Raw genomic sequence first — 26,723 nt, 5'->3', positions numbered from 1 at the left:
AGAGGTGGCTGATGTCATTTAGTGTTGCTTATCGCAATGTGTCAAAAATTCAAATGGCGCTTGTATTTGTTATAACCATCAGCGTGGCTGTTGGTGCATTGATCGGTATGTTAAATGAAGTTGGGCTATTTGTGTTTTTTGCCTTACTTGTGACAATAGCATTCTTTTTGGTCCTTTGGCGACCGATTTGGCTTTTTTATCTTGTCTTTGTTGTTTCATCTTCTGCTTCCGCCTTCCGGGAAGTGAATCTTCCTTTTGGAAATACGACGCTCACACTCTCGGGTTTTCTGTGGCTGGGCATTACCGTTCTTATTGTTTTTTTCTTACTTATGCACATCAAAGAAGTCCAAGTGTTTGGATATTTATGGCCTTTCATATTCTTTTCACTTTGGATGATCATTCGATGGATAATAACTCCTACAGGTTTTGCGGGACTGAAAGATATCCTGTGGTATAGTATGCCGATTGTATTTGGACTGTTTGTGCCTGTCGCTTTGGGAAGAAACCGGCGAGTATTTTTACACAATGTCGAGCGTGTTGAGAAGGCTTTTCTCTTTAGTGCGTTGATTCCTGTCGTTCTGTATGGTGTAGCGTTGAGTACCGGGTTCGCAGAAATGACATCGCGAGGCCCACGTGGTGAATTAATTGGGTCTGCACGAGGAACACCTTTATATTTGCTTATTGTCCTTTCTCTTGCTCTGGGGAATTGGCGGTATGACTCTGAGAGAATACGAGGTCGAATCTTTAGTTTGATCTCTCTGGGAACTATTTTTTTCACTTTGGGACGAATGGTCATCTTCTTAGGTTTGTTGCAATTGGGTTTGAGTAGGGTAAACCTACGGCAGAAGTGGAAGGTCTTGTTTGCTGCATCTGTTACAATGGCATTCTTCTTTTATGCTGTAATGAATTTTCCCTTACTCCAGCAACGGTTCTTTTTTACGGATGCTTGGGATCCTTCTATGGGATTGAGAGGGGTAAACACAGCAGGTAGAAATGTTATTTGGCCAACAGTTTTTTCATCAGCTCTACAAGAGCCAATGATCGGGCGCGGCATAGGAACGGCCCGGGTTGTTACGGCACAACTTTTTGTTGATAAGAATGTTTCTGAGTACCACCCGCATAATGAGTATCTACAGGTTTTCCATGATGCAGGATTGTTCGGTTTGTTGTTGGTTTGTTGTGCGTGGATTGCTTTGTTTATTCGGCAGTGGAAATTATGGGAAAGGGCTGAATTGAAGGTAGTTCAAAAATGGGGTATGGCTAGTACATTGTCAGTCGCTATGGTGCTTATTTCTGCACTGACTGACAATACATTGCACTATTCTATAGTTATTGCTCCCACTTTTGTTTTAGTCACAATAGCCACTTTGATGCAAAGGATGGATTTGAATGCAGAAGACAATTAAGGTGCTTTATATTGCAGGTAGTGGACGTTCTGGCAGTACGATCCTTGGCCAATTGCTTGGTGAAATTGACGGATTTGTGAATTTAGGAGAGGTTCGCTACCTCTTCAATGAAAGAATGCAAAAACGAAACTTGCCTTGCAGTTGTGGTGCAACGCCAGAGATGTGTGAGTTTTGGGCTCGGTATATTAATAGCATTCCGCGCGAGCTGTGTCTCTGGTCAACGAAACGTCTTCGATTGCTCACATTGCCAAATCTAATGCTTGGCTCTCAATTAACAGGTCAAGCGAATTTGAAAGAATTTTTAAATGTTGTAGAGAAATTATACTTTGAAATGGCAAGGGATACAGGCGCCAGAGTCTTTATTGATACTTCAAAACACCCTGTTTTTTGGCGACGGCGATGAGTCAGGTGCCGGGAGTGGATGTGTATATTTTGCACTTGGTCCGAGATGCTAGAGATGTTATTGGCAGTTGGTCTCGTCGGAAGGATTATCTGCGGGCAAGATTTCCTTTTCGAACAATGATGGAGTGGATTGCCTATAATATAATATCTTTACGGAAGCCTTGTTCGCGAAATCAGAAAAATATATGCGTTTGCGATATGAAGATTTTGTTCACAATCCGTTACAGCGATTACAGGATGTGGTATTATTTGTAAATGAAGATACAAAAAGATGTACGTCTTTGCTCTCTGAGAGTGCGCATCGATTTCAACTCACACGAATTCAACATTCCCTCGCGGGAAATCCCGCAAAGATGCATGCTTTTAGATTTATAGATATTCAACCTAGGAAGGTAAAAAGAATGAATATTTTTTGGCAGATAGCGGCTCTGCTGTTTTGCGGACCGCTATTATCTAAATATGATTATAAAGCGAGAAAGGTAGAATAAAATGGATTTAAAAAAAATTATTTGGGATTTTCATCGGTTTGGACTTACTCCGAGGAAGATTGTAGCGCGAGTTTCTAATAAAAATATTCCTAAAATTATCGTAATCAGTGTGCCCAAGGCGGGTACCCATCTGATTGAGCGTGTTTTATGTTTACATCCTAATTTATATCGCCCTTTTGTCCGCACGGTGCATTCGAAGAATCTAGAGAGTTATGGAGGACTGGATACACTCCTACGAAGATTAAAGCCTGGTCATGTTTTGATCACACATCTGCATTATACCGAAGCATTTTACGATATGTTGAGAAATACTAATGTAAAACCTATTGTGGTTATTCGTGACCCTCGAGATATTGTCGTATCACGGGCATTTTATGTGGTTCGCAATAGAAAGCATTATTATTATCCATATGCAAAGGATCTTACTCTAGAAAAACGGTTATATCATGCTATTATAGGAGATACTAAACGTGGGTATCCATCTATGAAGCAAACTTTGGAGTGGTTTGAGGGGTGGCTTAATACAGAGTTTCCTATATCACGTTTTGAAGAGTTTGTTGATCCTGAACAGAGATTGTGCTTGATCGAAAATCTCTTTGCGTATCTTGGTCTTACCTTAACCCAGCATCAGATTGCGAGTATATCTGAGCAAATTATTTCCAGTGCCAGCCCCACTTTTCGGAAGGGGGCGACAGGTGAATGGCGCAAATACCTGCAGGGCGATCTTTATAACCTGTTTCTGGAGACTTGTGGGGACTTAATGCAAAGATATGGTTATGAATGAACCACTTGGCAAGATCATAACAAATTTTCGCTTTACGCTCAGAGCCGCATTAGCTGAGAAACCAGCATTCTACTTTACCCTTCAACGCCTGCGGCCAAGTAGAAGAGATCTTATAGTGTCAAAGGACACAGAAATCGTCATTGAAGGCTACCCGCGCTCGGCGAATACTTTCGCGGTGGCGGCGTTTCTTCTGGCACAGGAGAGACCAGTAAAAGTGGCGCATCATTTGCATGTGCCTGCGCAGGTAATACGAGCTGTGCAGTGGGGTATTCCAACCGTTGTGCTGATCCGAAAACCTGAGGATGCCATAGTGTCGAGACTTATAAGAAGACCAGATATGGATATAGTGTGGGCGTTACGCGGTTATATCTCTTTCTATCAAACAATTACTCAATATCGAACTGGATTCATAGTTGCGCCATTTGAAGAGGTGGTGTCAAATTTTGGTCAGGTTATTGTTCAAACCAATGAGAGATTTGGAACGAGATTTGTCCCTTTTGAACACACTGAGGAAAATATACAAAGGGCCTTTGCTCTGGTGGAAGATATGGATATGAAAGACAGGAAAAAGGGTAAGGTCACAGAAACAACGGAGGGTAGGCCATCTTGGATGCGTGAAGAATTAAAGGCTAGAAAGAAATCCGAACTTGATAATCCTATGGCCAAAGTGCTTTTGCAAAAGGCGAGGCTAATTTGTAAGTTGGAGATAGCACTCAATGCTTTCTAAGAGTGCGTTGCAGATTCTAAATGTCGTTTTGCGTCCCATTGACAGGTCGATCTCCATTCTCTTGTCGCCCCGATGGCGCAGCCAGAAAATTGAACGTCCCATCTTCATTATTGGAGTGGAACGTTCGGGGACCACGTTGGTTTATAGTCTGCTTGCAAATCATCCAGACTTTTATTGGCTTTCACGACTTGATTCCATTATCCCTGATTGCCCTCTTCTTTCATGCTTCATCCGGAGGGGCATTTCGTTCTTTATGCCAGATCAAAATTATGTGGCAATCCCTCGAGCAATTTCTCGCTCTCGAGGTATGATACCCCCCTCAGAATGTTTGCCTTATTGGAGGAGAATATTTAACTGGGGATCAGAGGACAATTATATCGTAGATGATGATTATTTCACAGAGATGGATGCGACGGACAGTTTGCGAAAGTTTATATATCGAGATTTGCGTGTTCGACTGGCATTTAGCAAAAAATCTCGCTTGCTTTTTAAGCAACCGGGTCTTAGTTTAAAGATACGTTTTCTAAACTCTGTTTTCGAGGACGCTATTTTCTTGCATGTGATTCGTGACCCTATAACTAATTTTTTATCCCTTGTTCAGGCCAAAAATAGAAGCCAAGAGAAGTTCTGGGGGGTAAAAGTTCCTGGTTGGCGTGAATTTTTACAATCCTCAAATGAGGTTCAATCTGTGCTTCAAATTCGGAGGACACTTGAGATTATCGATCAAGATATTCAGCAAATAAAAGGTACCAACCGATATTTTAGAATTTATTATGAAGAATTAACAAATCATCCTTACTTGGTCTTAAATAGTGTATTAGAATTTTGTGGCTTGGAATGGTCGGACCGTTTGAGCCCTGTTTTGCAAGGAATAAGTGCTCCGAGAAAGGTGAGTAACATACCCGAAAGTCTGCCTGAGGATTTACGGAAATCGCTTTACCTACTTCGAGAAAAGTACGGATATGCTTAGAGTATGTCTCATCCACAACCACTACCTCCAACCCGGCGGTGAGGATGCCGTCTTCGAGACGGAGATAGCCCTGCTGGAGCGGATGGGCCACGAGGTCATTCCCTTCGTGGAGGACAACGCGCGGCTCAGCGGGATGAACCCGCTCCAGGCTGTACGAAATGCGGTTTGGTCTGGGGAGACGCAGGAAAAGATGCGGCGGCTCATCCGGGAGAGAAAGCCCGACGTGGCCCACTTCCATAACACCTTTTTGATGATCTCCCCGGCGGCCTACTACGCCTGCCAGGAGGAGGGGGTGCCGGTGGTGCAAACGCTGCACAACTATCGCCTCATCTGCCCCGGAGCGTTGCTGATGCGGGAGGGGCGCGTTTGTGAAGAGTGCGTAGGTCGGACGGCTCCCTGGCCCAGTGTGATGCACGGCTGTTGGCGAGGTTCGCGCCTCCAGACCTCGGTGGTAGCGGCCATGCTCATGGTCCATCGAGCGATGAAGACGTGGAGCGAGCAAGTGGATATCTACATTGCTCTCACCGACTTCGCCCGGCGGAAGTTTATTGAAGGCGGCCTGCCAGCTGAGAAGATCGTCGTCAAGCCGAACTTCGTGGACCCGGATCCCGGTGTGGGACGCCATGAAGGGAATTACGCCCTCTTTGTGGGGCGACTCTCGCCGGAAAAGGGAATGCACACGCTCCTTCGCGCCTGGCGAATGCTCAAGGACGTGCCCCTCAAGATTGTGGGGGATGGACCGCTGCGGGCGGAGGTTGAAGCGTTCATCGGGCGCGAAGGACTTACAGAGGTGGAGGTGCTGGGACGAAAAGCGAGAGAAGACGTTTTCTGTCTGATGCAGAAAGCGCGGGTCTTGGTGTTTCCATCAGAATGTTATGAGAACTTTCCGGTGTCGGTTGCTGAAGCCTTCGCCTGCGGGTTGCCCGTCATTGCCTCGCGGCTTGGCGCGATAGCTGAGATTGTAGAGGATGGGCGCACGGGCCTTCTCTTCAACCCGAATGACCCGGAAGACCTGGCGGTCACGGTTGAATGGGCCTGGACGCACTCCGAGAAACTGGCAGAGATGGGACGCGAAGCGCGTCGAGCGTATGAGGAGAAATACACAGCAGAGCGAAACTATGCGTTGTTGATGGATATTTACGCCCAAGCGCGACAAATGGCGCTGGTATAATCGCATTGTCTCGGGTATCTTTTACCCCTAAAAAAGGTTTCCTTCATCGTTTATTTGTACAACTTTGATTGAGCAGGAGTCGTTTTATGGAAAGCCCTCCATCGTACTCGGTGTTAGGTGTGCGTGTACATGCGGTACAAATCCCCGATGTCATAGCCCTTATGGAAACATGGATTGCTGCACGCGAGCGGTGCCATTATGTGGCTGTCACAGGAATGCACGGGGTCACTGTCGCCCAAGAAGATGAGACCTTTCGCCAGGTCCTCAACGCTGCCGATTTGGTTGTGCCGGATGGGATGCCCCTTGTATGGCTCGGTCGCCGGCGGGGGTACGCTTTGAAACGGCGTGTGTATGGCCCCGAATTGATGGCTACCTTTTGCGAGCAAACCGGCTCTCGGTATCGCCATTATCTGTACGGTGGGCTTCCAGGCGTTCCCGAACAGTTGGCCGAAGTGCTGCATGCGCGGTATGATGTCAATGTTGTTGGGATGTATTCCCCGCCGTTTCGCCCACTCACACCTGAGGAAGACGCAGCCGTCATTGAGCATATTCACGCCGCGCAACCTGATGTCTTGTGGGTTGGGATCAGTACGCCCAAACAGGAACGCTGGATGTATGAGCACCGTGACCGTTTGAATGTCCCCGTCTTGCTGGGTGTAGGCGCCGCTTTTGACATTTTGAGTGGGCGCACGAAGGAGGCACCGACATGGATGCGTGAACATGGTTTGCAATGGTTGCACCGTTTGTTGAGTGAACCACGCAGATTGTGGCGGCGTTATTTGCTGGGCGGCAGTAAATTCGCCTGGTGGGTTTTGCAGGAAGAGTTGGGAATCCGTTCACAATCGGTGTGAATGGTGTTGTTGTCAACAGAAGCAAGGAGGAGGTTTTTCATGCAAACCAGAGTGCTTGTAACGGGGGCCGGTGGATTCATTGGGCATCACCTGGTCAAGTATCTGAAGCAAAAAGGCTATTGGGTGCGCGGGGTGGACATCAAAGAGCCTGAATTTGAACCTAGCCCGGCGGATGAATTCGAGGTGCTGGATTTGCGCCGCTGGGATAACTGCCTGCTGGCAACCCGCGGCGTTGATCACGTCTATCACCTTGCGGCAGATATGGGGGGCATTGGCTACATTACAGCATACCATGCGGTTATTGCGAGCAATAGTGCAATGATTAATGTCCATATGCTCGAAGCCGCGCGTCGTAATGGGGCTGAAAAATTCTTCTTCTCCTCGTCGGCGTGCATTTATCCGCAATATCGCCAGCAAGACCCGGATTTGACGCCCTTGCGTGAGGAAGACGCTTACCCCGCTGATCCCGAAGAGGGATATGGATGGGAAAAACTTTTCATGGAAAAACTCTGCCAGTATTACTATGAAGATTATGGGTTCAAAACCTATGTGGCACGTTTCCACAATATTTTTGGACCTTTGGGAACGTGGGAAGGTGGCAAGGAAAAAGCGCCTGCGGCATTGTGCCGTAAAATTGCGATCACAAAATTGACCGGGAACCCTGAAGTGGAGATCTGGGGGGATGGTGAGCAAACCCGTTCCTTCTGCTATGTTGACGACCTCGTAGAGGGTGTGTATCGCTTGATGCAGAGTGACTACCATCAGCCTCTCAATATTGGGCAAGATCGTATGGTGACGATCAATGAGTTGGCCGATATCATCGCCAATATCGCGGGTATTGAGATTGTGAAGAAGCATGTGCCGGGGCCGCAAGGCGTTCGCGGGCGCAACTCCGACAATACGCGCTTGCGCGAGGTCCTGGGATGGGAGCCTCAAATTTCGCTTGAAGAAGGTTTAGCGCGCACTTATGCCTGGATTGAGGAACAGGTGCGCCAGAAACTCGCGCGTGAGATGGATATCTCGTCTGCCTCGGTCTAACCAAACGATAGCTTTTGGTATGTGCTCGTCAAGATGAGTTTCCCATCATCTTGACGAGCGCCTTTCCCCGCTGGTTGTTGTGTCGTTTGTTGGAGGAAGGAGGAGTCTCCGATGTTGCGCCGCTATAGTACCGATTTCGCTATTTTATCAATGGTGCTGGATGCCGTCTTTGTCGTCGTAGCGTTTATGGTAGCGGCGCTCGTGCGCCCTTCATTGCATACTTATTTCCCATTCGTCACTCCGCATCCGGAAGGCCAGGTGCCGGCTTTCGTCTATGGACTTGCTCCATTAGTGTGGGTTGGCGTCTTGTTGATTGTCTCTGCATATGACCCACGCCATACCTATAAAGCCGTGGATGAATTTTCCCGTGTTGCTTTTGGGATTTTGCTGGCGGCATTGTGTTTTGCCGGCTTGCTCTATTTGACCGAACGCTCACTCTCGCGGTGGCTTTTTGGCACCTTTGTCATCCTGGTTTTCGTTTTTTGCTGGCCTGGCGGGTTGGAATGCGTGTGCTCTGGCGCATTCGCAAACTGCCCCCCAAAGAGCGCCGCGTGCTGATTGTCGGTGCGGGGCAGATGGGCCAACAAGTCGCGCAGATGATTGATAAATACGCATGGACGGGCTTGCGCTTTGTGGGTTATCTTGATGATTGTGTTGAGAAACAGCAACATGTTGAAGCACCCATTTTGGGGACGTTAGACGATGTTGCTCGCGTGGTTCAAAAATACGATATAGAAGAAGTTGTTATTACACTTCCACGCCGTGCGTATGAAAAAGTTGAGATGTTGGTTGTGACACTGCATGAATTGCCCGTACATACTCTCATTGTTCCCGATTATTTTTCACTCGCCTTGTACCGCGCGTCTGTTGAGGAGTTTGCGGGCATTCCCATGATCAATGTGCGTGCGCCTGCTCTGAATGAGTACCAACGCATGCTCAAACGCATCTTTGATTTAAGTGCGGGCGGGCTTGCTACACTGATGGCACTCCCCGTTATGGGGCTTATTGCGCTGGCGATCAAACTGGACTCACCAGGTCCCATTCTCTTTCGGCAAGTACGAGTGGGGGAAAATGGCCGCCTGTTTACCATGTACAAATTCCGAACGATGGTTGTCGGTGCTGAGAAGATGCAAGCGCTGGTCAACGAAGTAACCGAGGATGGCAAAATTATTCACAAAAAACGTGACGATCCTCGTGTCACCCGTGTTGGACGATTTTTGCGCCGCACAAGCCTGGATGAATTGCCGCAGCTATTCAATGTCCTCAAAGGCGAGATGAGTCTGGTGGGGCCACGCCCGGAATTACCCTGGTTGGTCGAACAGTACGAACCCTGGCAACGTAAACGTTTTTGTGTGCCGCAAGGGATTACTGGTTGGTGGCAAGTCAATGGGCGCTCTGATAAGCCCATGCATTTGCATACCGAAGATGATTTGTTTTACGTACAGAACTATTCGTTTTGGCTTGATTTAAAAATTCTGTGGAGAACGGTTTGGATTGTTCTGTTTGGAAAAGGGGCATACTGAACGCAATGGAAGCATACACACATTTTGCACGAAGTCACCAGCACAGGTACAAATAAGTGGCTTCGTGCTTTTTTATTGACAAGAAACGCCAAGGCGAGCACATGGTGAAACAAGGTATTGAAGCATATTTGTATCTTACACAGACGCGATTAGCGTTGCGGCGAGAAGACGCAACCTCTCTCAAACAAGCCTACTACACCTCACTTGGGCATGCGGCATTGCTGGAAGCACAATTGCACCAGGTATTGCCGCTGGTGCAGGATGTGGAGCATGCTGTGTTAAAAGGCGTTGCATTGGCGTACACGCTTTATCCCGAACCAGCTGCCCGTGAAATGTCAGATATTGATCTTTTGGTACCTTTTGAGACATGGAATCTGCTTGTTGAACGCTTCCACACTCGTGGATACAGAGTTGTTCCTTCCCCTGCAACGCCGCCGGCTTTCACACGCATGTTCGGGGGTGAATTGAAACTCGCGCCGCCCGGACAGCATCTTTTTCCCGTTGAGCTGCATTGGCCTTTGGCGCGGGGCGAATGGGTGCGTTTGACGACAGAGATTGATTTTGCGGCGGTATGGGCGCGGCGGCAACAGGTCGAAGTTGCCGGCTTTCCAGTTTCTATTCTGGCGTTTGAAGATATGTTGCTCTATGCCGCCATTCATTTTGCGGTCAACCATCGCTTGGGACATTTTGGCGTTCGCGCTTTGTTGGATTTGCATGTTCTGGCGCAATATCCGCATCTCAACTGGGATCAAATTGTGCGTGACGCACGGGCTTGGCGTATTCAGACAGTGGTCTGGTTGGTATTGGGGCTCACCAAGCATGTTTTTGACTCGCCTGTTCCACAAGATGTTTTGACCCAACTCCAGCCAGGGAAGGCGCGTCGTTCCCTTTTGCAATTGTTGCATCCAGAGCATGCGGTGCTATCTCCAGCCGACGCTCGCCCATTTCGGCGTTTCTTGCTTCTGTATCTCCTTGTTGATCGTCCACAAGATGTTGTGCGGTTTTTGCGCCATACCTTTTGGCCAGACAAACATTGGGCGATGGCGCGGTATGAAGCAGAGACATGGCGGGGGATTTGGAAGGCGCGCTTGAAGCATTTTTGGGATTTAGCAACCAATGCGGAACGCTTGTGAACCATGCGGAACAACGCAAGTACGTTGACCAAAACCTGGTGGTGGGTGACGCTCTTCCTTGTTTCTGGAAGTGTGGCTTTGGGCTTTGTCAAACCGCGTTTTCTGCCTGTCGCCCCACTCATATTTGTTGGCTCGCTTCTCGTGTATGCGGCTCTCCGGAGGCGTATGGCCTGGCGTCACACACCGCTTGACTTCCCCCTGCTGGCGTTCGTCCTGATGACGCCCATCACCCTCGCGGTGACGACACAATGGGCAACCACGCTTGAACAGGTATGGCGATTGCTTGGGGGTATTGCTTTGTTCTTTTCAGTCGTGTATGCGGTGCAACGCCCCCAGGACCTGCGGTTGTTGTTTGCAGGAATATGGGTGGGGATTGCTGCGCTTGCGCTGACAAGCCCGATAACGGCGAACGGTGCTCGTTTGATGTGGGAGATAGCCGCCCTTGATCCTTTGCGCGGGTTTATTCACCACAATGTCATGGGAGCTTTGATCGCGATTACGTTGCCTTTGGGTTTGGCTCTGTTGTTCTTTGCGCGGGCATCTCTGTCATGGCTTGAAATCTTGCTCTATGTATTGGGATGTGCCGCAATGGCGTTTGGTCTTTGGGTTGTGCCCTCACGTGGGGCTTGGCTTGGCGTTGGCGTGGCTGGACTGCTCTTGTTGCTCTGGCACAGCAAGTGGACACGTATGCTCTTGGTCGTTGCTTGTCTGGCCGGCTTTTGGTTGATCACGACTGACTCAGGGCGCGCCATTCTTTTTTCAGATGCATTGTTGGGGGCGTCCGTACCAGGTGAGCATGATCCCTTGCAGTGGGGGCTTGATGCCCGTTGGGAGATTTGGCAACGCTCGTTTGCATTAGCGCGATTATTCCCGTTGACGGGGGTTGGCATGGGAACATTTCACGAGGTGATGCGCACAGTAATTGCCGATGATGTCTTCATCTATTCCTGGCCGCATGCGCACAATATCTTTCTGCAAGTTGCCCTTGACTTGGGCGTGGTCGGCGTGATTGCATGGACAATCATGCTTGGAACGCTTGGCTGGTGTTGTCTGCATATGGCGCGTCACTCGGATGGGGTAGTGCGCGCTGTCGGTGTTGGGGGCTTGGCGAGTCTTCTTGCGTTTGTTACACAAGGCATATTTGATGCCGCACTCTGGGGGATGGTGCGTGCCGGCGTTTTTGTGTGGATGGTGTGGGGCATTCTCATAGCCGCTTGGCTATTTGCGCCACAGCAAAACACCCCCGCTACGTAGCGGGGGTGTTTTCTTGCATTCAGCCTAGCGCGCTTTGCGTTCGGCCTTACTGCTCCGCCTCGGGCATATCGCCGGGCTCATTCTCATCCGTATCGAAGAGTCGCTCGATTTCGTCAATATCCTCATCGCTGACGAGCAACTCCGTGGCGCCGCCTGGCTCGCGACGGAAAACCAGCTTCTCTTCATCGGGCGCTTTGTCCACGATGATAAGGTCGCGTGGCTGGTATTCGCCTGCCAGCAATCCTTCGCTAATCGGGTCAATCACCAATTCTTGAATGACGCGGCGCAGCGGGCGCGCACCGAAGTGCGGATCGTAGCCCTTTTCGGCCAGCAAATTCTTGGCCGCGTCGGTCAGTTCAAGCGCCAGTTCTTGCTCGGCCAGCAGGCTGTGCAGGTTGCGCAACTGGATATCCACGATCTGCTTGATTTCGTCGCGCACCAGCGGCCGGAAGACGATGACGCCATCCAGGCGGTTCAGGAACTCGGGGCGGAAGCGGCGCTTCAGCTCATCCAGCACCTTTTCTTTCATCGCCTCGTATTCGCTCTTCATCTCGTCCGCTTCACCAGGCTTGCGGAAGCCCAACGCCGCCTGGCGGTTGAGCAAATCAGCCCCGACGTTCGACGTCATCAGGATAATGGTGTTGCGGAAGTCAACGCGCCGCCCTTTGGCGTCCGTCAGGTTGCCGTCTTCCAGAATTTGCAACAGCATGTTGAACGCTTCGGGGTGCGCCTTTTCGATTTCGTCGAAGAGCACCACACTGTACGGGCGACGGCGCACCGCTTCGGTCAATTGGCCGCCTTCTTCGTAGCCAACGTAGCCCGGCGGCGAACCGACCAGGCGGCTCACGTTGTGGCGCTCCATGAACTCGCTCATGTCCAGTTTGATGAGCGCCTCTTCACTGCCGAACATAAATTCGGCGAGCGCCTTCGCCAGCTCAGTCTTCCCTACGCCGGTGGGCCCCAGGAACATGAACGAGCCGATGGGGCGCTTGGGGTCTTTCAGCCCGGCGCGGGCACGCCGTACCGCCTTCGCCAGCGCTTTGATGGCTTCTTCCTGCCCGATGACGCGGGCATGCAGCTCTTCTTCCATGTGCAGCAACCGTTGCGACTCTTCTTCCGCCATGTGCGAAACGGGGATACCCGTCCACATCGAAATGACTTCGGCGATGTCTTCCTTGGTCACAACGGGCTGCTCTTCGCCCCATTGGTTCTTTTGCATCTCTTCGATTTGCCGTTGCAATTCGAGCTCGCGGTTGCGGAGCTCAGCGGCTTCCTGGTAGCGCCGTTCGGCAAAGGCTTCCTCTTTTTCGCGCTGGATATCGCTCAACTGGCGATACGTTTCGCGCAAGCCGCTCACTTGCGGCGCTTTGTACATGCGCACACGGCTGGCGGCTTCGTCAATCAGGTCAATGGCTTTATCCGGCAAGTAGCGGTCGGGCACGTAGCGGGCTGAGAGATGCGCAGCGGCTTTGATGGCTTCATCGCTGATAATCAGCCCGTGGTGCTCCTCATAGCGTTCCTTGATACCGCGCAGAATTTCGATGGTTTCCTCGATGGTCGGTTCTTCCACCATCACGGGCTGGAAGCGGCGTTCCAGCGCGGCGTCACTTTCAATGTACTTGCGGTATTCATCAAGCGTGGTGGCGCCGATGACTTGCAGCTCGCCACGCGCCAGCGCTGGCTTGAGAATGTTGGCGGCGTCTACCGCACTGCCGGCGGCACCCGCGCCGACAAGCATGTGCACTTCATCAATGAACAGGATGGCTTCGCTGTTCTTCAATTCATCAATCACACGCTTCAGGCGCTCTTCAAACTGCCCGCGATAAATCGTGCCGGCTACGAGTGAACCGACATCGAGCATCCAGAGGCGCTTGTTGCGCAATGTCTCTGGAACATCGCCATTGACGATACGCTGCGCTAAGCCTTCCACAATCGCCGTTTTACCAACACCAGGCTCACCAATGAGGGCGGGATTGTTTTTGGTGCGGCGGCTCAAAATCTGAATCACGCGCTCAATTTCTTGCTGCCGCCCAATGACCGGATCAAGCTTGCCCTGGCGCGCTTCCTCGGTCAGATCCACGCCCAACTGGTCCATCAACGGCGTTTTGGTCTGTTGTGGCGTGCTGGAAGGTGTGCGTGCCTGTTGGGGTGGCGGTTCCTGCTTCATCATTTCCAGCGTGCGGCGGCGCACCGCGTCCAGGCTCACGCCCAGGCTGGCCAGCACATCGGCTGCAATGCCATTCCCTTCGCGGGCGAGCCCCAACAGCAAATGTTCCGTGCCGATGTAGTGGTGCCCCAACCGACGCGCTTCGTCAACCGCCAGTTCGATGACGCGCTTGGTGCGCGGCGTCAAACCAATGCGGCCAACAGTGGTGCGTTTACCGCGCCCGACAATATCCTCGACGGCTTGCCGCACTTTCGGCAAATCCACGCCAAGGTCTTTCAGCACGCGGGCTGCCACGCCATCGCCCTCGCGGACCAGCCCAAGCAATAAATGCTCGGTGCCGATATAGCCGTGATTCAACGCTTGCGCTTCTTCCTGCGCGAGCGAGAGCACACGGCGTGCCTTTTTGGTGAAACGATCAAATTTGTTGGCCATAGTTACACCTTTCTTGTTTACGTCCTACTCTACAGATGCCGGTTGACACCTGTATGTTACGTCTTACTGGATTTCGTTGGTTTCTTCGTCTTCGGGCTGCGTGATGTCAGATTGCTCGTCGTTGATGATACTGTTTGTTTGACTGGCCAAACTGAGCCCCAGCCGCTTGCGATCAGATTCGATGCGCACAATCCGCGCCCGAACCTGTTGCCCTTCCTGCACCACATCTTGCGGCTGAGCAACATGCCCATCGGCCAGTTCGGAGATGTGAATCAGCCCTTCGACGGGCAAATCAACCAGGCGGGCGAACGCACCAAATTCAGCCAGCCGGGTGATGATGACGTCCACTTCGTCACCCACCTGGTATTTTTCGACCAATTGCTCCCACGGCTCGGGATGCAAGCGTTTGAGGCTCAGGCCGATACGTTCACGCTTGTGGTCAATTTTCAACACATACACGTCCAGCTCATCGCCAACCTTGACGACTTCACTGGGATGCTCAATGCGATCCCACGACAATTCGCTGATGTGAATCATCCCATCTACGCCGTCCAGGTCTACGAAGGCGCCAAAGTCCACCACGTTGGTGATACGACCGCGCAACACGTCGCCAACTTGGAGCGATTCCAGCATGTGGCGCTTGCGGCGTTGCAGCTCTTCTTTTTTGGCTTCGCGCTCCGACAAAATCAGGCGGTTGTCTTTGCTGTCGGCTTCCAGGACTTTGAGCGTCAAGGTTTTGCCGAGCAGCTGGCGCAGCACCGCCTGGCGATCAGGCACCTTTGTGTTGACACTGACAACGTGCGAAGCGGGCACAAAGCCACGCACCATGCCGACGTACACAATCAAACCACCTTTGTTGACTTCGGCAACGCGCCCCTCGACGAGTTCGTCGTCGCTGAGGTTTTCCAGCCACTGCCAATCTTTTTCCTGAGCGGCGCGCGAGATTGACAAGAGTGGTGGCTCGTCATCTTCAAATGTGCGCATGACGTACGCGCGAACGGTGGCGCCTTCTTTGATGTTGGCTTTGATGGATTCGTCCACCCATTCAATGTCACTCAGCGGGACAATCCCTTCTTGCTTGGCGCCGATATCCACCAGAATTTCGTTCGGCGTGATGTGTGTGATGACGCCTTCGATGATTTGACCTTCACTGAGTTCGGACAATTGCGACTCGACGAGGTCGAGCCACTGCTCCATGGACGTGATGGTGCTTGTGTCTGGCATCCCTTTCTTTACCCTCTTGACTAGAATTTCGACCGTTGGTTTATGCCGCGGGTCACGCATATTATAGTCGCGACCGTAGGCAAAGGCAACACGTTCCAAAAAGTTTTAGGGAACGACCGCAACCATTTCAATTTCGACGCGAGCATCGAGTGGGAGGCGCGCGACTTGTACTGTTGAACGCGCCGGTGGCTCGCCTTCAAAGTAGCTGCCGTAGATGGTGTTGATGGTGGCAAAATCGTTCAAGTCGGCGACAAAAATGGTTGTCTTGACGACGTGCGCCAAATCTGTGCCGGCGGCTTGCAAGATGGCTTGCAGGTTGCGCATCGCCTGGTGAGTTTGGGCTTCGACGCCTTCGACCAGTTTGCCTGTGGTGGGGTCGATGCCCAGCTGCCCGGCGGTGAAGACCAGTTGCCCGGCACGCACGGCTTGGGAGTATGGTCCGATGGCGGCGGGTGCCTGGTCTGTGTGAATGATGTCGCGGTTCATGGGTGCCTCCCTGTGTCGTCTGGCTTCAATGGCAGTGATTGACTGTGGCGTCTATGAGGTCGTGTGTTGTGTGTGGTTGTAAAGTATACACGCTTCACAATGTTTGGCGAAACAGGGTTGTTTGGGGGAGCCATGCAGCGGCTCCCCCTTGAACATGCTTACTTGGCTACGATGTTCAACAGTCGCCCAGGCACGTAGATAACGCGTTTGATGCTCTTCCCGGCCAGATGGCGTTGCACATTCGGGCTTTCCAGGGCTTTTTGCTTGGCTTCCTCTTCGCTGATGTCAACCGGCAGGGTCATTTTGTCGCGCGTTTTGCCGTTGACCTGAATGACCAGCTCGAACGCTTCTTCGGCGGCGCGGGCTTCATCCCATGTCGGCCAGGGTTGTGTATGCACACTGGGTTCGTTGCCCAGCCGCACCCACATTTCTTCAGCAATGTGCGGCATGAGCGGCGCCATCAACTTGATGAAGGTTTCCATGCTTTCGCGCCACAGCGGATGATTGACGACCGCCGTCTTCTTCATGTCGCGCAAGTCATTGCTGAATTTCATCAGTGCGGCAATGGCGGTGTTGAATGCAAACTGGCGCAGGTCGTTCGTCACATCGCGAATGGTTTGGTGCAGGCGGCGTTCCAGTTGGCGCACGTCGGCATCGCTTGGTTGGGCGTCGCTCGGCACATCAGGCGGTGTGAGCACCATATCCCACACACGATTCAGGAAGCGATACATGCCTTCGATGCCTTGCGTGCTGAATGGCCCGCCTTCGTTCCACGGACCAATGAACATCAGATAGCCGCGCACCGTATCGGCGCCGTATTGGTCAACCAGCGCATCGGGGTCTACCACGTTGCCGCGGCTCTTGGACATTTTTTGCCCGTCGGGCCCCAGAATGACGCCCTGGCTGTACAGACGTGGGAAGGGCTCATCGAAGTCCACCATGCCCATATCACGCATGACCTTTGTCCAGAAACGGGCGTACAGCAGGTGCATCACGGCGTGTTCCGCCCCACCCGTGTACTGGTCAACAGGCAGCCAATGTTTTTGTGAGGGGTCGAAGGGCCCCTTATCGTAATGAGGGCTCAGGTAGCGATATTGATACCAGGACGAATCCACGAAGGTATCCATCGTATCCGTTTCGCGTTCAGCTGGCCCCCCACATTGCGGGCAGGTGGTATTACGGAAGCCTTCGTGGAACTTCAGCGGCGATTCACCCGTGGGGCGGAAGTCCACATCGTCGGGCAGGGTGATGGGCAGTTCTTCTTCGGGCACAGGCACGGTGCCGCAGGTGGGGCAGTACACAATGGGAATGGGCGTGCCCCAGTAGCGCTGGCGTGAAATCAACCAGTCGCGCAGGCGGTAGGTGACGTCGGCATGCCCGATGCCTTCGGCTTCCATGTGGGCGATGATGGCTTCTTTGGCTTCCTCTCCTTCGGGCGGCAGCTCAATGCCGTACTCTTTCGCCAGCGCCTCATTCCACTCATCGCGCCAATACTTGCCCAGCGTGATGCGCCCCGTCAATGGCCCGCTGTACACCATCTTGCCGGGACCCGTGTACGCTTGCGTCAGCGGCTCCCCGTTCCAATCCGGGGGCACCACAACGATGCGAATCGGCAGGTTGTACTTGGTGGCAAACTCCCAGTCGCGCTCGTCGCCTGAGGGGACAGCCATGATAGCGCCGGTGCCGTAGCCCATCAACACGTAGTCGGCAATCCAGATGGGAATGCGCTCCTTGGTGAAGGGATTGATGGCGTAGCCGCCCGTGAACACCCCCGTTTTTTCCTTTTCGGTGCTCATGCGCTCGATTTCACTTTGGCGAGCGGCTTGATACTTGTAAGCTTCGACGGCTTCGCGCTGCTCAGGTGTGGTGATTTTTTCCACCAGGGGGTGCTCCGGCGCCAGCACCATAAACGTTGCGCCGTAGACGGTGTCGGGGCGTGTGGTGAAGACTTCGATCACATCGTCCACCCCTTCGACGGGGAAGCGGATGGTTGCCCCGCGGCTTTTCCCAATCCAATTGCGCTGCATGACCTTGATGCTTTCCGGCCATTCCAGCTTTTCAATGTCATTCAGCAATTCTTCGGCATAGTTGGTGATGCGCAATTTCCACTGTTCCAATTCGCGCTTGATGACTGGTGTATCGCAACGCTCGCAGCGGCGGTCTTCGCCGACCACCTGCTCACGCGCCAGTGTCGTGTTGCACGTGGGGCACCAATCCACCGGCGCTTTCTCGCGATATGCCAGCCCCCGCTTGTAGAATTGCAGGAAGAACCACTGATTCCAGCGGTAGTATTCTGGTTCGCAGGTGATGATTTCGCGCGACCAGTCGAATGAAGGCCCCATGCGCTTGAACTGCCAACGCATGTGTTCGATGTTTTTGTAGGTCCATTCTTTGGGGTGAATGTTGCGCTTGATAGCGGCATTTTCGGCGGGCAACCCAAACGCGTCGAAGCCTATCGGAAACAGCACATTGTAGCCTTGCATACGCATAAAACGGGCGTAGGCGTCCGCCGGTGCAAACGCATACCAGTGGCCTGTATGCAAGTTCCCGCTGGGGTAGGGGAACATGGACAACAGGTAGAATTTCTGGCGCGATGGGTCATCTTGTGTGCGGTAAATCCCCATCTCTTCCCATTTTTCCTGCCACTTCGTTTCAATTTCGCGGGGATTGTACTCGATTGGCGTGCTCATGGTGCTGCTCCTGTACCCTATTTGTCGTTTCTTGATTGAGGAGATGCGATAAAAAAAGCCTTCGTCCCCTGAGGGACGAAGGCTGAGCCTCCGCGGTACCACCCTCGTTCCGGCTGCTAGGGCAACCGGCACTCGTGGGCGCTATAACGGGCGCACCCGTCAGCGGCTACTTGCCTTCACCGCTGCGACTCGCAGGCGAGTTCAGCCTGACGCGCTCCCGTGGCACGGTGTTGGGCTTCCACTCTCCCCAACTCGCTGCGGGATGGCCTACTACTCCTGCTCACCGTCTTTCACCTGATGTGGTTGTAACAAAAACGCCCGGTCGAACCAGGCGTCATCGCAGTGGAGCCGAGGGGACTTGAACCCCTGACCTCCTCAATGCCATTGAGGCGCTCTCCCAACTGAGCTACGGCCCCGTGATGAAATTTTGAAGATGGAGCTGAGGGGACTCGAACCCCTGACCTCCACAGTGCGATTGTGGCGCTCTCCCAACTGAGCTACAGCCCCTTGCACATGCGCGGGGAAGTATATCCAGAAGCGGAGATGTGTCAAATGTGGGATGGGGGCGATGAGAGAGGCGAAATGCTTTTAGTGGAGATGGGTGCGTCAAAGTAGCGCGCACCAACGTTTATTTGACTGACGCCTGGAAATGAAAATGCCCCTTTCTTTGCTCTTTTGGGCACTCTCGTGTATAGTACGCGGCCGTAGCCAGAGAAGCAGAAGGGAGGCATTGGAAACATGGAAGTCTTGCTCTTGAAAGATGTTCCCAATCTGGGATTGGCCGGTGAAATCAAAAATGTCAGCGATGGCTTTGCGCGCAACTACTTGATTCCCCAGGGGCTGGCGAAAGTTGCCACACCTGGCATTAAAAAGCAGGCTGAGCAGATTCGCCTGGCTGCTGAACGTCGCCGCGAACGTGAACGCAAAGACGCTGAAGCGCTGGCCGCACGTATTGCTGAATTGACACTCGAATTTACAGCGAAAGTTGGTGAAACCGGGCAGCTGTTTGGCTCGGTGACGGCGGCGCAAATCGCCGATCGCCTGAGTGACGCATTGGGTGTCGAAATTGACCGCCACAATCTCGACTTGAACCGCCCAATTCGCCAGTTGGGCACGTATGAAGTGCCGGTGCGCCTGGCTGGTGGTGTGGTGCAAGCCGTGAAAGTGGTGGTCGTTGGTGAAGGCGGCGAGACGGCCGAATCGTTGGGATTGACCGCCGAACAGGGCGAAACCGAGGCGGAAGCCGAAGCCGAAGCAGAAGCATAAACGCGCCCACGTTCGGGGGTTGTTCCGCAGGCCGCATAGACATCCCGCCGCAAAGGGATGAAAGGGCAAAGAAGCATGGATTCGCATCGTTCCGCGGAACTCCGCCGACAAATCGCCGAAGCACGGCGGTGCCGCCAGTGTGGAAGCACGTATGCGCAAGAGCATGTGTATGTGCTCGGCTGTCGTGAAGCGCTGTGGGCAATTGCTCTCAAATGCTCGGCCTGCGGTGCTCAGGCCATTCTCTTTTTGAATGAGCCGCCGCCGTATACGCACGAACTGACACCAGCAGAAGAACAAACCTTTTTCAACATGCCGCCGATTGGGCGCCGCGACCTCTACACCATCCAGTCAGCGCTCAATGCGGTGGAGGATGACATCAGCAGTTTGTGGCAGTAACAGCGCCGACAACAAAACGCCCCCACTTCGGGGGCGTTTTTCTTTTTTCTGCTCATGCTCATTGCGGAACCCAGCGCAAAACCCCACGCACTACTTCGGGCGCAATTGTTCCTTGCTCGGTGAGATGCGCCAGGTAGGCGGCAATCGTGGCGCGCATGAGGACGTAGGTGCTGAGTGTGGTGGGGGGATTTTCAAGCCGCGCTGTGACGGCATGGACCACCTCATCGGTGGTCGCGCCGTCTCCGACGGCGTCGCGCACCCAGGTGATGGCACGTTCAATCGCCGCACGGTTTTCCTGAACGGCGCGTTCAATGTCTTCGGTCGGCGTGCCATGCCCAGGAACAAAAATGTCGTAGGGCAGGGAGCGCAAGCGTTCAAGCGCTTCTATCTGGCGGGCAACGTTGTGGGTGAAGGGAATTTCGTACTTGTTGAGCACTTCGGTGCCGAAAAACGCATCGGCGGCAAAACAGACGTTTTCGGCGCCGATGGCGGCTTGGACAACCGCATGCCCCGAAACGTCATGCACCTGCAAGCGCATCTCGCCAATCTCCAGCAGGGGCTCTTCGGCTGGATCGTACACGTGGTCTACCGGCGATGGTTTGGCCATGAGCCACTTGTTGCGCAGTGCCGTGGGTGGTGAAGCGCCGTCAAACAGATACATCGGTTCCAGCAGTGGATAACGCAGGATGGCTTCCTCAAAACGCGGCGCCCAGACGGGCACGGCAAATTGGCGGCAGAGATAGTCGTTGCCGCCGTAGTGGTCGGCGTGGGAGTGCGTGTTGATGATGGCGATGGGGCGCAAGCCCGCGGCATCGAGGGCTTTGCGCAGCGTGCGCCCGTGGTGTTTGTCGCCCCCGCTGTCAATCAGCACGGCTTGCCCGGCGTCGTTGAACACAATGCCGACGTTGACGCTACCCGGCAGGTAGGCGGTGTGCGCCGAAAGGGTGCGCAAGTCGCTCATGGCTCCTCCACGTTGCTCCTTATTCTGTCTCGCGTGTGCGCGCCGATTGCAATGCTTCGAGCAGGAGCGGCAACAGGTGTGGATTGGCGGCGGCAATACTTTCAACGCCCAAATGCCACGGGTCGCCCTCTACGGTGGTGATAGCGCCCCCCGCTTCCGTCACAATGAGCGTGCCCGCCGCCCAATCCCACGGCGCGAGGTAGTATTCCCAATAGCCGTCCAGCCGCCCCGCGGCGACATACGCCAGGTCGAGGGCGGCGGAGCCGAGCCGGCGCACGCCTTGCACGCGCAGCGCCACGGCTTCAAATTCGGCGATGTTGTTGTGGCGCACACGGTCGCGCAGGTAGTGGAAGCCCGTTGAAACAATGCTTTCACGCAGGCGGCGGGCGTTCGACACTTGCAAGCGGCGCACACTGCCGCCGGCGTCGCGCATCCACGCGCCCTTGTCGCGTTCCGCCCAAAAAAGTTCGTCGCGCATGGGGTCGTAAATCACCCCCAGGTGGGCGCGGTCGCCTTTGTAGAGCGCAATGCTCACGCAGAAGTGCGGCAACCCGTGGGCAAAATTGACCGTGCCGTCCAGGGGGTCAACGACCCAGCGCCACTCGCTGGCGCTGGTTTCGTGCGCGCCGCTTTCTTCCGCCAAAATGGCATGTTGGGGGAATGTGCGGCGCAAGCGCTCTAAAATCAGCGCCTCGCTGGCGCGGTCAGCGTTCGTTACGGGGTCAATCTCGCTGGATTTGGTTTCCACTTCCAGCGTGCCGCCAAAATGTTCGCGAAGCACTTGCCCCGCATCGAGGGCGAGTTTGATGGCAAAGTCGCGCATGGTGTTTCCTCACTCGCTTGGTTTTTGTCCGACGTGAATGGCGATTGTGCCGAGCATCAGCCGCTTGTAGTGCACCTTCTCAAAGCCGATGGAGCGCAAGATGTTCGCCAGCGCTTCGGGCGGCGGAAAACGGCGCACTGATTCGGGCAGGTAGGTGTACGCGTCGGGAGCGCCTGCGACTAACCCGCCGATGATAGGGACGAGCCGACCGAAGTACCATTCAAAGGCTTGTCGAAAGCCGGGTGTTTGCGGCATGGTGATTTCCAGACAGACGACGCGCCCCCCTGGTTTGAGGACGCGATACTGTTCGGCGAAGCCGCGCGTCACGTCTTCGACGTTGCGCATGAGGAAGGCGCTCAACACCGTGTCGAAAGTGTTGTCGGGGAAGGGCATTTGCAAAGCGTCAGCCGCCACAAATTGCAGGCGCTTTTCGTTGCGGCGCGCGAGTTTTTGTTGCCCCACAAGCATCATTGGCAAGGCGAAATCCGCGCCAATGACGCGCGCCGAGGGGCGTTGTTCGAGCACGGCAAGCCCCAGGTCGCCCGTGCCTGTCGCCAGGTCGAGGACGAGGGCGTTCGGGGGAATATCCGCCATGGCGACCGCTTGCCGCCGCCAGGCTTGGTCGCGCCCCATGGTCATCAGGCGGTTCATCAGGTCGTAACGGGCGGCAATGCGGCTAAACATTCGGTTGACATAACTTGCTTTTTGCTCGCCATGCAGGGCGCGGCGCATGGCGTCAAGGTCGGGTGCCTGGTTCGACATAGGCGTTTCCTTCTCCTTTGTTGGTCTTTTTCAGCGAGAAGGGCGACCACTGGTCGCCCTCGGTCTCATCACTCGGCTGCGTGCGCTTCGTTCTCTTGCTCGTCGGGTGGTGCGGCGTCGTCTTCCGCTTCGGTGAGCTCATCCGCATCCTCGGCGGTTGCATCTGCTGCTGGCAAAGCCGAGGCTGCCCGCAACGCCTGCACGCGATAGCCGGCCCCGTCGGCGGCGTTCAGCAACAGGCGCCCCAGGGTGGTGACGGGCGCATGCAACGTTTCTTCGCGTGTCGCCGCATCCACGGCGGCGGTGAGGGCGATGGTTGTGCGTTCAAAGGCTTCTTTGTTGAACCACTCGACGCCCTCATATTCATGGACGTTCCAAAATTCAAGCACGCGCGGGTCGTCCAAAAGTTGCATGATAATGCTGTCCAGCAAATCGGCCAATTCGGCGTCGCTGTGTTCGTGGGGCAGGTCTTCTTCGCCCACAATGAGCATGGCGGCAATGGCGCCGGCATGGGCGAGCAGAATGTCGAAGAGGCGCATGGTCTGCCGGACCTGCCAGGTGTCGCCGCCGAGGGTGTGCAGGGTTTCTTCGATGGCTTTGCGCAACAGCCATTCATCGAGCAGGCGCTCAATGGTTTGGGATGGCGTTTCGGTGTCGTCGGTGGCGAGTGCGCCGAGCGGCGTCAACAGCACCCACAGGAGCAGGGCGTGCCAGGTGATGGTATCATCGTCCAGCAGGTCGGCGAGCGGGGCGTCGGCGTCGTTCTGCCAGTGAGCGGGCAGGCTCAGCAAGCGGCGCACGTGTGTTTCGAGCGTGTCGAGCGCCGCTTCAAGGTTGGGGTGCAGGTGGGCGAACGCCGCCATGGCGGTGTAGGTTTGCTCGGCTTGGGCACGCACGCGGGCAATCAGGGCATCGTCGGGCGTGGCGTCGGCGGTGAAGGCGCGTTGTGCGAGCAGGTCGCGCAGGGTGTCGGCGTTCAGGAACATGCGGAAGGGGTGCAAAACGGGAGCAAGTTCCATTTCACGCAGGGCTTCGGCGATGGATGGGACGCCGCGCCCCTGGAGTTGGTCGGTGAGTGTGGCGTAGTGGCCGCTTTCATCCTGAACAAATCGGAAGTCCAGGAAGACGTGGTATTCGTAGGCGCGCAGATGGAGCGTGAGCCCTTGGGTGCGCAGGGTTTCGACGCGGTAAATGTGTTCCAGATTGGTCACGTGGTCGCGGAAGATGACGTAGGTGTTGGGCGTGTCGGGTAGGGCAAGTCCCTCGGCGAGCGTTTTGGAGACAAGGTGCTTGGCGCCGTCTTCGCTCTTCACGGCAAAGAGGGCGGATGTGCGGATAGTGCCGCTTGTTTCGGCATAGCGGTTGTGATAGACCACGAGCGCGCGTTCTTCGCCCAAGCGGTTGGAATAGGCGAAGACGTTTTCATCCACCGTGCCGTCGGGCCGCCAGAAGTCGTAGAGCAGGAAGTTTTCCACGTCGGCAAAGAGACGGCGTTTGCGGAAGAGCGGGAAGATTTCGCGTTCGTGCCGACGAATGAGGTATTCGTCGGGGCTTTCGTCCAGGTAGGCACGGCGGTATTCCATGCCGTACTTTTCAACAAAGCCTTCAATTTGCCCGTGCCCCACCATGGGCAAGCCGGGCAACGTGGCGAGAAGCGTGGCAACGCCGAAGTATTTATCACCTTTGCCGAATTGCGCCACGGCGGTTTCTTCATCGGGGTTGTTCATGAAGTTGACGTAGCGCTTCAAGATTTGCGGGTCGAATTCGAGCGTGTCTTTCATTACTTTGCGGTAGCCCGCGTTGTCTTCATCGCGCAGCATGTGCATGAAGGCGCTGTTGTAGACGCGGTGCATCCCCAATGTGCGCACAAAATAGCCTTCCATGAGCCAGAACGCTTCGGCGAGCAGGAGCGTGTCGGGGGCTTCCTGCGCGACGCGGTCAACCACTTCACGCCAAAATTCGTTGGGCATCAGGCGGTCGAATTCTTCTTTGGTCATGGCGAAGGCGGCGCGTGAGGGGATACTGCCCCCTTGCCCCGGCTGGGGATACCAGAGCCGCTGGATGTGGCGCTTGGCGAGGGTCATGGCGGCGTCGAAACGGATGATGGGGAATTTGCGCGCCACGTGCAAAATTTGCTGGATGACGGCTTCGCGCACCTCGGCTTTCAGGTAGTCCAGTTGGGCGGTGTCGTTCCAGGGCGTGCTGGTGCCGTCGTTGCCGTGGTAGATGTAGCGCACTTCGCCGGTTTCGCGGTTCACCCACTTGAAGACGACGGCGGCATCGGTGCGATCGTAGTAGTGGTCTTCCAGGTAGATGCCAATGCGCGGGTTCCACGATAAATCGGGACCGTTGAATGTGTAGGATGGGAAGGGGGGGCGGTCGGTCCAGATGAAGCGGTCGGGGTATTCCATGACCCAGCGCGAATCAATGCCCATGTGGTTGGGCACCATGTCGCTGGCGAGGCGGATACCCCGTTGCCAGGCGCGGTCGCGCAGGTTGCGGTAGGCCTCTTCGCCGCCCAGCGCCTGGGCAATTTCGTAGTCGAAGAGCGCATACGCCGAGGCTTCGGCGTCGGGGTTGCCGCACAGGTGCTTGATACGTTTGGACGCGGGACTCCGCTCCCAGATGCCAATCAGCCAAAGCCCGGTGATGCCCCAACGGGCGAGTTTGTCGAGTTCTTCATCGGGAATCTGGTCGAGGCGTGAGATGTCGCGCCCGTACCAGCGCGAAAGTTGGTGCAGCCAGACGTAGGTGTTTTTGGCGATGAGGACGACGTTGGGCATCCAGTCAAGGTCGGGGCTGAAGGCTTCGTATTCTTCATCAAGGTTGATGGTGACACCGAAGGCGTCCGTTCCGTGGAAGACGGGCGCTTCGCCTACGCGTGGACCACCGGGAGCGGCATGGCGCAAGGCAAGGGCGCGTTCTTCTTCACGGGCAAAGTCCAGCCCGATGAGGATACGCCGCGCCAGGTGGGGGGGCAGGAAGTCGAGCCAGTGCTGGCGGATGTAGTCGAGTTGGGCGAAGATGGAGTGCGGCGCGATACGGCTGGGGAGCGCCAGCAGTTCCAACAGGGGTTTGTTTTCGGGTCCGAAAGGTGGTTCACGGCGGAAGAAAGCATCGAGTTCGGCGAGCAGCGGTTCGTAGGCGGTTTGGCGTGCCAGCATGCGGTCGTCGAACAAATCGCGATACCGGGTGAGGGCGGGGTTGTTGTTTTCAAGCCAGATGATGATGCTTTCTTCGAGCAAGCGTTCGCGATGGGATGCGCCTGTTTCGTCGGTGGCGGCAAGGTACTCATCGGCGGTCATTTCGCCCCGCTGGACGGGGAGCGGGGGGAACGTTTCGACGATGGCGCGCAAAGTGGTTTCAAGGGCGATGCGCCCAAGGCGTTCTTCGAGCCACGCAATGGCATCGGCGAGGGCGCGGGGGCGGCGTTCGGTTTGGTAGCGGGTGATGATGGTGTGCGCCAGTTCGTGCAAGAGCCCCATGGCGTGGAGTTCCGCGGGCGATGCCTGATGCTCCGCTGGGCGGTGGCTGTTCAGCCGCTGGGCGAGCAGGTGGGCGGTGTAGAAGTCGGTTGTCGCGACGTCGCCATTGGGCAGGAAGAAGGTTTCATCCAGAGCGTAGCGTTCGCGAAGTGCGCGTGCAATGTGCATGTCCGGCTCCTTTGTGTTGGCGTGGATTCGTTGTCGCCATTCTACGTGAGTGGTGAAAGTTAGGCAATCTGTTTTGTGGATGGTGCCGGCGGGGGAAATGCAACAACGGGGGCGCA

22 protein-coding genes and 2 tRNA genes are annotated in these 26,723 nt (G+C 54.6%); 14 read left to right on the top strand and 10 right to left on the bottom strand.

What is annotated here, in order from left to right; translation table 11 throughout:
• Window positions 1–11: 11 nt before the first annotated feature.
• The 12 genes from SE16_RS05375 (at window position 12) to SE16_RS05330 (ending at window position 11,747) form a co-directional block, all read left to right on the top strand.
• Window positions 12–1,406 carry an O-antigen ligase family protein gene (locus SE16_RS05375; RefSeq protein WP_054493539.1) on the top strand — a complete coding sequence of 465 codons (1,395 nt, stop codon included), beginning with the start codon at window positions 12–14 and terminating at the stop codon, window positions 1,404–1,406.
• A complete protein-coding gene (locus tag SE16_RS15720) occupies window positions 1,390–1,809 on the top strand; it encodes a hypothetical protein (protein ID WP_152968815.1) in 420 nt (139 codons plus the stop codon). The genes SE16_RS05375 and SE16_RS15720 overlap by 17 nt, the downstream gene beginning before the upstream one ends.
• A gap of 488 nt (window positions 1,810–2,297) precedes the next feature.
• Window positions 2,298–3,080: a sulfotransferase domain-containing protein gene (locus tag SE16_RS15350; protein ID WP_082381976.1), complete on the top strand. Its 783-nt coding sequence runs from the start codon at window positions 2,298–2,300 to the stop codon at window positions 3,078–3,080.
• A complete protein-coding gene (locus SE16_RS15715; protein WP_152918055.1) occupies window positions 3,073–3,807 on the top strand; it encodes a hypothetical protein in 735 nt (244 codons plus the stop codon). The genes SE16_RS15350 and SE16_RS15715 overlap by 8 nt, the downstream gene beginning before the upstream one ends.
• Window positions 3,797–4,777 carry a sulfotransferase family protein gene (locus SE16_RS15345; protein WP_082381975.1) on the top strand — a complete coding sequence of 327 codons (981 nt, stop codon included), beginning with the start codon at window positions 3,797–3,799 and terminating at the stop codon, window positions 4,775–4,777. Before SE16_RS15715 ends, SE16_RS15345 begins: the two co-directional genes overlap by 11 nt.
• Window positions 4,770–5,948 (top strand): glycosyltransferase family 4 protein, encoded by a 1,179-nt coding sequence (locus SE16_RS05360; protein WP_054492363.1) that lies wholly within the window; start codon window positions 4,770–4,772, stop codon window positions 5,946–5,948. The genes SE16_RS15345 and SE16_RS05360 overlap by 8 nt, the downstream gene beginning before the upstream one ends.
• An 86-nt stretch (window positions 5,949–6,034) precedes the next feature.
• Window positions 6,035–6,799: a WecB/TagA/CpsF family glycosyltransferase gene (locus SE16_RS05355; protein WP_054492362.1), complete on the top strand. Its 765-nt coding sequence runs from the start codon at window positions 6,035–6,037 to the stop codon at window positions 6,797–6,799.
• Between the two features lie 39 nt (window positions 6,800–6,838).
• The gene (locus SE16_RS05350) at window positions 6,839–7,837 is read left to right on the top strand and encodes an NAD-dependent epimerase/dehydratase family protein (protein ID WP_054492361.1); all 999 of its coding nucleotides are present in this window, start codon (window positions 6,839–6,841) and stop codon (window positions 7,835–7,837) included.
• A 111-nt stretch (window positions 7,838–7,948) separates the two neighbouring features.
• Window positions 7,949–8,395, top strand: a complete 447-nt coding sequence (locus SE16_RS16155) for a hypothetical protein (RefSeq protein WP_054492360.1) — start codon at window positions 7,949–7,951, stop codon at window positions 8,393–8,395.
• Window positions 8,281–9,360 carry a sugar transferase gene (locus SE16_RS05340; protein ID WP_161804513.1) on the top strand — a complete coding sequence of 360 codons (1,080 nt, stop codon included), beginning with the start codon at window positions 8,281–8,283 and terminating at the stop codon, window positions 9,358–9,360. The genes SE16_RS16155 and SE16_RS05340 overlap by 115 nt, the downstream gene beginning before the upstream one ends.
• Before the next feature lie 101 nt (window positions 9,361–9,461).
• Window positions 9,462–10,493 carry a nucleotidyltransferase family protein gene (locus SE16_RS05335; protein WP_054492358.1) on the top strand — a complete coding sequence of 344 codons (1,032 nt, stop codon included), beginning with the start codon at window positions 9,462–9,464 and terminating at the stop codon, window positions 10,491–10,493.
• Between the two features lie 165 nt (window positions 10,494–10,658).
• A complete protein-coding gene (locus SE16_RS05330) occupies window positions 10,659–11,747 on the top strand; it encodes an O-antigen ligase family protein (protein ID WP_160316948.1) in 1,089 nt (362 codons plus the stop codon).
• A gap of 46 nt (window positions 11,748–11,793) precedes the next feature.
• On the opposite strand, the gene SE16_RS05325 is transcribed toward SE16_RS05330, so the two are convergent.
• The 6 genes from SE16_RS05325 to SE16_RS05300 all read right to left on the bottom strand — a co-directional run bounded on the left by SE16_RS05325 (window position 11,794) and on the right by SE16_RS05300 (window position 19,253).
• The gene (locus tag SE16_RS05325) at window positions 11,794–14,346 is read right to left on the bottom strand and encodes an ATP-dependent Clp protease ATP-binding subunit (RefSeq protein ID WP_082374105.1); all 2,553 of its coding nucleotides are present in this window, start codon (window positions 14,344–14,346) and stop codon (window positions 11,794–11,796) included.
• A gap of 63 nt (window positions 14,347–14,409) precedes the next feature.
• Window positions 14,410–15,570: a 30S ribosomal protein S1 gene (locus tag SE16_RS05320; RefSeq protein WP_054492356.1), complete on the bottom strand. Its 1,161-nt coding sequence runs from the start codon at window positions 15,568–15,570 to the stop codon at window positions 14,410–14,412.
• Window positions 15,571–15,675: 105 nt separating this feature from the next.
• Window positions 15,676–16,056, bottom strand: coding sequence for a RidA family protein (locus SE16_RS05315; protein WP_054492355.1), 381 nt, complete (start codon window positions 16,054–16,056; stop codon window positions 15,676–15,678).
• Between the two features lie 158 nt (window positions 16,057–16,214).
• Complete coding sequence (leuS, locus tag SE16_RS05310; RefSeq protein WP_054492354.1) at window positions 16,215–18,746, bottom strand: leucine--tRNA ligase; 2,532 nt, start codon at window positions 18,744–18,746, stop codon at window positions 16,215–16,217.
• A 343-nt stretch (window positions 18,747–19,089) separates the two neighbouring features.
• Window positions 19,090–19,162, bottom strand: a tRNA-Ala gene (locus SE16_RS05305).
• Window positions 19,163–19,180: 18 nt separating this feature from the next.
• Window positions 19,181–19,253, bottom strand: a tRNA-Ala gene (locus SE16_RS05300).
• Between the two features lie 231 nt (window positions 19,254–19,484).
• Between SE16_RS05300 and rplI the strand changes: the two genes are divergently transcribed.
• Window positions 19,485–20,012 (top strand): 50S ribosomal protein L9, encoded by a 528-nt coding sequence (gene rplI, locus SE16_RS05295; protein WP_082374099.1) that lies wholly within the window; start codon window positions 19,485–19,487, stop codon window positions 20,010–20,012.
• Window positions 20,013–20,087: 75 nt separating this feature from the next.
• A complete protein-coding gene (locus SE16_RS05290) occupies window positions 20,088–20,408 on the top strand; it encodes a hypothetical protein (protein WP_054492353.1) in 321 nt (106 codons plus the stop codon).
• A gap of 58 nt (window positions 20,409–20,466) precedes the next feature.
• Here the strand turns inward: SE16_RS05290 and SE16_RS05285 are convergent, their stop codons facing one another.
• The 4 genes from SE16_RS05285 to SE16_RS05270 form a co-directional block, all read right to left on the bottom strand.
• On the bottom strand, window positions 20,467–21,369 hold the full coding sequence (locus tag SE16_RS05285) for an MBL fold metallo-hydrolase (RefSeq protein WP_054492352.1): 903 nt from the start codon (window positions 21,367–21,369) through the stop codon (window positions 20,467–20,469).
• Window positions 21,370–21,388: 19 nt separating this feature from the next.
• Window positions 21,389–22,192, bottom strand: coding sequence for an inositol monophosphatase family protein (locus SE16_RS05280; RefSeq protein WP_054492351.1), 804 nt, complete (start codon window positions 22,190–22,192; stop codon window positions 21,389–21,391).
• 9 nt (window positions 22,193–22,201) lie between these two features.
• On the bottom strand, window positions 22,202–22,954 hold the full coding sequence (gene ubiE / locus SE16_RS05275; RefSeq protein WP_200907204.1) for a bifunctional demethylmenaquinone methyltransferase/2-methoxy-6-polyprenyl-1,4-benzoquinol methylase UbiE: 753 nt from the start codon (window positions 22,952–22,954) through the stop codon (window positions 22,202–22,204).
• Between the two features lie 68 nt (window positions 22,955–23,022).
• The gene (locus tag SE16_RS05270; protein WP_054492350.1) at window positions 23,023–26,607 is read right to left on the bottom strand and encodes an alpha-amylase family glycosyl hydrolase; all 3,585 of its coding nucleotides are present in this window, start codon (window positions 26,605–26,607) and stop codon (window positions 23,023–23,025) included.
• Between the last annotated feature and the right edge of the window lie 116 nt (window positions 26,608–26,723).

The sequence above is a fragment of the Ardenticatena maritima genome, from assembly GCF_001306175.1.
GTDB lineage: Bacteria > Chloroflexota > Anaerolineae > Ardenticatenales > Ardenticatenaceae > Ardenticatena > Ardenticatena maritima.
Note: the sequence above shows the minus strand (reverse complement) of the source record. Positions and strands in the feature narration are given on the sequence as shown.

Coding starts and splice junctions, on each gene's coding strand:
- rplI (WP_082374099.1), top strand. CDS start 19,485: ATGGAAGTCTTGCTCTTGAAAGATGTTCCCAATCTGGGATTGGCCGGT.
- SE16_RS05335 (WP_054492358.1), top strand. CDS start 9,462: ATGGTGAAACAAGGTATTGAAGCATATTTGTATCTTACACAGACGCGA.
- SE16_RS05355 (WP_054492362.1), top strand. CDS start 6,035: ATGGAAAGCCCTCCATCGTACTCGGTGTTAGGTGTGCGTGTACATGCG.
- SE16_RS05375 (WP_054493539.1), top strand. CDS start 12: ATGTCATTTAGTGTTGCTTATCGCAATGTGTCAAAAATTCAAATGGCG.
- SE16_RS16155 (WP_054492360.1), top strand. CDS start 7,949: ATGTTGCGCCGCTATAGTACCGATTTCGCTATTTTATCAATGGTGCTG.
- SE16_RS05270 (WP_054492350.1), bottom strand. CDS start 26,607: ATGCACATTGCACGCGCACTTCGCGAACGCTACGCTCTGGATGAAACC.
- SE16_RS05290 (WP_054492353.1), top strand. CDS start 20,088: ATGGATTCGCATCGTTCCGCGGAACTCCGCCGACAAATCGCCGAAGCA.
- SE16_RS05285 (WP_054492352.1), bottom strand. CDS start 21,369: ATGAGCGACTTGCGCACCCTTTCGGCGCACACCGCCTACCTGCCGGGT.
- SE16_RS15350 (WP_082381976.1), top strand. CDS start 2,298: ATGGATTTAAAAAAAATTATTTGGGATTTTCATCGGTTTGGACTTACT.
- SE16_RS15720 (WP_152968815.1), top strand. CDS start 1,390: ATGCAGAAGACAATTAAGGTGCTTTATATTGCAGGTAGTGGACGTTCT.
- SE16_RS15345 (WP_082381975.1), top strand. CDS start 3,797: ATGCTTTCTAAGAGTGCGTTGCAGATTCTAAATGTCGTTTTGCGTCCC.
- SE16_RS15715 (WP_152918055.1), top strand. CDS start 3,073: ATGAATGAACCACTTGGCAAGATCATAACAAATTTTCGCTTTACGCTC.
- leuS (WP_054492354.1), bottom strand. CDS start 18,746: ATGAGCACGCCAATCGAGTACAATCCCCGCGAAATTGAAACGAAGTGG.
- SE16_RS05350 (WP_054492361.1), top strand. CDS start 6,839: ATGCAAACCAGAGTGCTTGTAACGGGGGCCGGTGGATTCATTGGGCAT.
- SE16_RS05360 (WP_054492363.1), top strand. CDS start 4,770: ATGCTTAGAGTATGTCTCATCCACAACCACTACCTCCAACCCGGCGGT.
- SE16_RS05280 (WP_054492351.1), bottom strand. CDS start 22,192: ATGCGCGACTTTGCCATCAAACTCGCCCTCGATGCGGGGCAAGTGCTT.
- ubiE (WP_200907204.1), bottom strand. CDS start 22,954: ATGTCGAACCAGGCACCCGACCTTGACGCCATGCGCCGCGCCCTGCAT.
- SE16_RS05330 (WP_160316948.1), top strand. CDS start 10,659: ATGGCCTGGCGTCACACACCGCTTGACTTCCCCCTGCTGGCGTTCGTC.
- SE16_RS05315 (WP_054492355.1), bottom strand. CDS start 16,056: ATGAACCGCGACATCATTCACACAGACCAGGCACCCGCCGCCATCGGA.
- SE16_RS05320 (WP_054492356.1), bottom strand. CDS start 15,570: ATGCCAGACACAAGCACCATCACGTCCATGGAGCAGTGGCTCGACCTC.
- SE16_RS05325 (WP_082374105.1), bottom strand. CDS start 14,346: ATGGCCAACAAATTTGATCGTTTCACCAAAAAGGCACGCCGTGTGCTC.